The sequence below is a fragment of the Halalkalibacter alkalisediminis genome (genome assembly GCF_028610705.1).
GTDB classification, from domain to species: domain Bacteria; phylum Bacillota; class Bacilli; order Bacillales; family Bacillaceae_D; genus Halalkalibacter; species Halalkalibacter alkalisediminis.
Map to the genome: position 1 here is coordinate 1 of NZ_JAQQWT010000120.1, position 1,146 is coordinate 1,146.

Genomic DNA, 1,146 nt, shown 5'->3' on the forward strand with positions numbered 1-1,146 from the left:
ATGATGGTTGCTTCTAGATTATTAGGAACTTTACTTGCTCAGGTATTTTTTATTCCTGGTGCAAAATACGTCGCTTGGTTCACTAAATTTATAGTTTAGTCAAGTTAACAATCTTAGGTAATGAATATTATAAAACTTATAAAAATTAGAGTTAGTTTAAAATTCTTGTTAAAGGGGGCTTTTGTTCAATAAGGCTTTGCAATGATCTTCAACAATCGGGCCATTTAATGGAATAACGCTCTGGTAGTTAAATTGGATATTTATGTTAAAATAATTAGAGATTGTGAAGGATTGTACTTAAAGTAACGGAGCTGGTTAGTGAAAGAAGCCATTGTGTATAAATCAATATTTATAGTAACGAGTCGTTCTATTTGGAGGTGTTTTTTTGACAATTGTTCTTCCTAACTGGTTACACTCTATTCTTTCGATATTATGGATTGTTTTTTTAATAATATTGTATAGTTATATCGTTACTAAGGCATTTGAAATATTTAAGATAAAGGCAAATCAATGGTTGATAGGCGTTGTCGTTTTCTTAGCGTTAATTGGCACTCAATTCATTCTTGAAAATCATTATCGAATATTTTATCTCAATGAAAGTGACATTGTAATTAAAGGGAACGGTGAAACAGTAGAAAACGCTACAAATAAGCGTTTAATTACTACCAACAAAGACTCATTTGTATATATTGGTGGCGGAATACCATTTCAAGATACCATGTCATATTCTTTTGATACAAAAGATGGGCAAAAACATGATGTAGAAATACTAATCTATTTTCATGAAACAGATGTCGAAACAATTACGAAGGCATTTCAAGTTTTCAAAGAGGTAGTAGAACCTTATGATAATTCTCTCGTATATTACTTTTCGAGTTCTAGCTACTACAGTGAGGTGGTAGAGGAAAAGTTTAGAGATGAAGTTAGTCACCAAATCAAAAAAGTAAAAAAAGATGAATTAACAAAAGAGATGATGGTAGAAATAGTTGAAACTTTTGAATCTCAAGTCTTGAATGAACATGAAAAGAAACTGTTTTCAATACATTTGATTTAGTTTTTCAATGAACCTTTGTTGTGCTAACGGGATGCTTGAGTTGAATACCAGGGGTTGCTGCGGCAATCCTTTTCTTATTCGACTAACGAGCA

At 31.5% G+C, this 1,146-nt stretch carries 2 protein-coding genes; both read left to right on the top strand.

The features are described from left to right. The coding region (locus PQ474_RS26125; protein WP_273848504.1) for a lipid II flippase family protein at positions 1-99 on the top strand (99 nt) is incomplete at its 5' end. A 286-nt stretch (positions 100-385) separates the two neighbouring features. Further along, positions 386-1,054, top strand: coding sequence for a hypothetical protein (locus PQ474_RS26130; protein ID WP_273848503.1), 669 nt, complete (start codon positions 386-388; stop codon positions 1,052-1,054). Positions 1,055-1,146 lie beyond the last annotated feature (92 nt).